Source organism: Roseateles sp. P5_B10, assembly GCF_056400485.1.
This window is the reverse complement of record NZ_JBFULE010000474.1, coordinates 1-4,141: the sequence shown is the minus strand read 5'-3', so window position 1 is coordinate 4,141 and position 4,141 is coordinate 1. Positions and strand designations below refer to the sequence as shown.

The 4,141-nt window shown below is 66.0% G+C and carries 5 protein-coding genes; 2 read left to right on the top strand and 3 right to left on the bottom strand.

Features of this window, described 5'->3' with window-relative positions:
- Position 1 precedes the first annotated feature (1 nt).
- Positions 2-478 carry a bacterioferritin gene (gene bfr, locus AC1DU6_RS22170; RefSeq protein ID WP_056205148.1) on the top strand — a complete coding sequence of 159 codons (477 nt, stop codon included), beginning with the start codon at positions 2-4 and terminating at the stop codon, positions 476-478.
- Between the two features lie 51 nt (positions 479-529).
- On the opposite strand, the gene AC1DU6_RS22165 is transcribed toward bfr, so the two are convergent.
- Genes AC1DU6_RS22165 through AC1DU6_RS22155 form a run of 3 tightly spaced genes read right to left on the bottom strand, consistent with a single transcriptional unit; the run spans position 530 to position 3,737 of the window.
- Positions 530-1,003, bottom strand: a complete 474-nt coding sequence (locus AC1DU6_RS22165) for a cyanophycin metabolism-associated DUF1854 family protein (protein ID WP_457442548.1) — start codon at positions 1,001-1,003, stop codon at positions 530-532.
- A complete protein-coding gene (locus tag AC1DU6_RS22160) occupies positions 1,004-1,498 on the bottom strand; it encodes a RidA family protein (protein WP_477859640.1) in 495 nt (164 codons plus the stop codon).
- Complete coding sequence (locus tag AC1DU6_RS22155) at positions 1,491-3,737, bottom strand: cyanophycin metabolism-associated ABC transporter (protein ID WP_477859639.1); 2,247 nt, start codon at positions 3,735-3,737, stop codon at positions 1,491-1,493. The genes AC1DU6_RS22160 and AC1DU6_RS22155 overlap by 8 nt, the downstream gene beginning before the upstream one ends.
- Positions 3,738-3,838: 101 nt before the next feature.
- Between AC1DU6_RS22155 and AC1DU6_RS22150 the strand changes: the two genes are divergently transcribed.
- The coding region (locus tag AC1DU6_RS22150) for a cyanophycin synthetase family protein (RefSeq protein ID WP_477859637.1) at positions 3,839-4,141 on the top strand (303 nt) is incomplete at its 3' end.

Sequence of the window (4,141 nt, the reverse complement as noted above, 5' to 3'; positions counted from 1 at the left end):
CATGAAAGGCGACCCCCAAGTCATCGCCCACCTCAACGCCCAGCTGAAGCTGGAGCTGACGGCCATCAACCAGTACTTCCTGCACGCCCGCATGCTGAAGAATTGGGGCCTGCTGAAGATGGCCAAGCACGAGTACGAGGAGTCCATCGAGGAGATGAAGCACGCCGACAAGCTCATCGAGCGCGTGCTGACGCTGGACGGCCTGCCCAACCTGCAGGACCTCGGCAAGCTCTACATCGGCGAGAACGCCGTCGAGACCATGAGCTGCGACCTGATCATCGAAAAGGCCTCGCACGTCCACCTGAAGGAAGCCGTCGCCTACTGCGAGCAGGTGCGCGACTACGTGTCCCGCGAGATCTTCGTGCAGATCCTCGACGACACCGAGGAACACATCGACCACCTCGAAACCCAGCTGGAGCTGGTCACCACCGTCGGTGAACAGAACTATCTGCAGTCGCAGATGAGCGAGCCCAGCTGAGCACCCTCACCCTCGCGCCGAGCCGCCTCTTGCAGGCGGCTTTTTCTTGTCTCAGAGGAAGCGTTCCAGCAGCCGCTTGGAATGCTTGTCCAGCGCCCAGCGATCCGGCACCTGCAACTGCACGCCATGGGTGGACGTGATCAGCAGGCGGCCCTCTTCCAGGCGGCGGATGTCTTCCTCGCTCTTCAGCACGAAGTCGACCTCCCCGCGGTCGGTCTCGATGCGCCAGGTGCTGGGCGTAGCGAAGGTATTGACGGAGATCAGGCGCAGCAGGGTCGGGTGGAATTCGCGGGCGGCCAGTTCGGCCTCCAGCAACCGGCGCGGCCCTTCCGGCAGGGCTGACAGGCGCTCCACCCAGGCCAGCTCATGACCATGCGAGCCGACCAGGGACAGGCCCTCGTCCGGTGCCGAGATCGGGTGGGCACGCACCGGCGTGACGCCGACATGGCTGTCGCCGTTCAGGTCAGTCAGCAGCAGCCGGCCGAGGGCGTCCAGATGCAGGTCGCGGAAGGGCAGTGTGGACATTCAGGACTCCACGGAGGTCGCGATCAGGTCGAGTTCGACCGCCGCGTTCTTGGGCAGCTGCAGCACGCCGACCGAGGTGCGCGTGTGGGCACCAGCCGTGCCCAGCACGCGCCAGACCAGGTCGGAGGCACCGTCGGCCACTTCGCTGTGCTGAGTGAAGCCGGCGTCGCAATGCACGAAGACGGTCATCCTGACCACGGCCTGCAGCCGATCCAGGCTGCCGAGCTCCTGGCGCAGCAAGGTCAGCGCTCGCAGCACGCAGATGGCCGCGGCACGCTTGGCGCGCTCCAGGCTGACCTCAGCGCCGACGACGCCGGCCACGGCAACATGGTCACCGATGCGCGGGATCTGGCCACTCAGGTAGAGGGTTCGGCCGTCACGCACCAGCGGGCTGTAGCGCCCGCCAATCTGCAGGGGAACGGCGGGGTCGAAGCCGTGTTCCGCGCTGGCGGCATCCAGCTCGCGGTCACGGTCGTGCAGGGCGGTATCAAGCATCGGTGGTGTGGGCGCTGGGGTTGGGGGTCACGGCATGTTCCTCCAGGTCTTCCTGGTCCACGCGGCGGACCTGAGCTTCCCAGAGGCGCCAATAGTGGCCCTGGCGGGCGATCAGTTCGTCGTGCGGGCCCAGCTCGACGATCTCGCCGCGGTCCATGACAACGAGGCGGTCGGCCTTGCGCAGCGTGGACAGACGGTGGGCGATGGCGATGGTGGTGCGGCCCTTGACGAGGTTGTCCAGCGCGCGCTGGATCTCCTTCTCGGTCTCGGTGTCCACGGCTGAGGTCGCTTCGTCGAGGATGAGGATGGCCGGATCGATCAGCAGCGCCCGGGCGATGGAGATGCGCTGGCGCTCGCCGCCTGACAGGCCCTGGCCGCGCTCGCCGACGAGGCTGTCATAGCCATGCGGCAACCGCAGGATGAACTCGTGAGCATGCGCGGCGCGCGCGGCTGCGACGATCTCCTCGCGCGTTGCCTCCGGCTTGCCGTAGGCGATGTTCTCGGCGATGGTGCCGAAAAACAGGAAGGGCTCCTGCAGCACGAGGCCGATGTGGCGGCGGTAGTCGGTCACCCTGATGCGCCGCAGGTCCACGCCATCGACCTTGATGGCGCCCTCGGTCACGTCATAGAAGCGGCAGATCAGGTTGACCAGCGTGCTCTTGCCCGAGCCGCTGTGGCCCACCAGGCCGACCATCTCGCCGGGGCGGATGTCGAGGTTCAGGTTGCGGATGACCGAGCGYGARCCGTAGCGGAAGTCCAGGCCCTGCATCGAAATCGCGCCGGTCACGTTCTCGAAGGGCTGGGGGTTGACCGGGTCGGGCACGTTGGAGACGTGGTCCAGGATGTCGAAGATGCGCTTGGAGCCCGCCGCGGCCTTYTGCGTGACCGAGACGATGCGGCTCATCGAATCCAGCCGGCCATAGAAGCGGCCGATGTAGGCCAGGAAGGCTGTCAGCGTGCCGACCGTGATGCTCTGGTGCGAGATCAGCCAGATGCCCACACCCCAGACGACGAGCAGGCCCATCTCGGTCAGCAGCGAGACCGTGGGCCCGAACAGGCTCCAGGTCTTGTTGAGGCGGTCGTTCACGACCAGGTTCTTGGCGTTGGCCTCCCGAAAGCGCTGCGCCTCGCGCCTCTCCTGGGCAAAGGCCTTGACGACGCGGATGCCCGGGATGGTGTCGGCCAGGATGTTGGTGACCTCGCCCCAGACGCGGTCGATCTTCTCGAAGCCAGTGCGCAGCCGGTCTCGCACYAGATGAATCATCCAGGCGATGAAGGGCAAGGGCACCAGGGTGGCCAGCGCCAGGCCCGGGTGGATGTTGAACAGGATCGCCGAGATCATCAGCAGCATCAGCACATCGGTGATGAAGTCCAGCGCATGCAGGCTCAGGAACACGCTGATACGGTCGGTCTCGGAGCCGATGCGCGCCATCAGGTCGCCGGTGCGCTTGTTGCCGAAGTATTCGAGCGACAGGCCGAGCAGATGGTCGAAGGTCGCYGTGCGCAGATCGGCGGCAATGCGCTCGGACACCAGCGCCAGCAGATAGGTCTTGGCCCAGCCCAGCAACCACGAGAACAACGCCGCACCCAGCAAACCACCCAGCAGTGACCCGACCAGCCTGGTGTCGATCGACTGGCCGTTCTGGAACGGGATCAGCACCCTGTCCATCAGCGGCATGCTCAGGTAGGGCGCCACCAGGGTTGCGCCAATCGAGCCGAGCATGAGCGAGAAGCCCAGCAAGAGCTGGCCCCGGTAGGGCCGCGCAAAGCGCCACAGCCGCAGCAGCACCCAGGTGCTCGGTGGTTTGCTGGCCTCGCCGAAATCGAAGGTCGAGTCCTCGCCGTCATCGGCCTCTTCGAGCACGACATGGCCCGAAAGGCGCTGCACCTCGCGGCCGAAGGCGTCGGCAAAGCGCACCGCCGCCGGATTGCAGGCCAGCGTGAAGCGCCAGCGCGCCAGGCGCCGGTCAGCGTCAAACAGCTCCATGAAGGCCAGGCCGCCATGGTCGCTGAGCTTGAGGCTCAAGCCCGGCACCAGCGTGTGTTCGGCCCAGCTGGCGCTGGCGGGATCGAGGGCCAGCAGGCGTGAATTCGTCAGCGCGATCAGCCCTTGCGCGAAGTGGCCCTGGGCATCCAGGTCAACCTCCAGCAGGGCCACCACGTTCTCGCCAGCCATGAGCCGCCCCTGAAGGACGGCTGTTTGGGGATGAAGCACTGCAGCGGGAGGAAGGTCTTGCATGTTGTTGTTGGCTCTTACGGGCTGCGGCGATTCTCCGCCATGAGTTCAGCGCACAATTCCACGCGATTGCACCGCGCACAACCCCTTACTCGATACGCTCCATGAGCCAGAAGAACGACATCCGCCTGCTGCGCATCAATTACCTGCGCGGGCCCAATATGTGGACCTACCGGCCGGTGCTGGAGGTCTGGCTGGACCTCGGCGAGCTGGAAGACCAYCCCAGCCATSTGYTGCCSGGCTTCAACGASCGSYTGACGGCCKCCCTGCCCAACCTCGTCGAGCACCACTGCGGCGTCGGTGAGCGCGGCGGTTTCCTGGARCGSCTGMSCGAAGGCACCTGGTGCGGCCATGTGCTGGARCACATCGTCATCGAGCTGCTCAACCTGGCGGGCATGCCCACCGGC

Coding starts and splice junctions, on each gene's coding strand:
- bfr (WP_056205148.1), top strand. CDS start 2: ATGAAAGGCGACCCCCAAGTCATCGCCCACCTCAACGCCCAGCTGAAG.
- AC1DU6_RS22165 (WP_457442548.1), bottom strand. CDS start 1,003: ATGTCCACACTGCCCTTCCGCGACCTGCATCTGGACGCCCTCGGCCGG.
- AC1DU6_RS22160 (WP_477859640.1), bottom strand. CDS start 1,498: ATGCTTGATACCGCCCTGCACGACCGTGACCGCGAGCTGGATGCCGCC.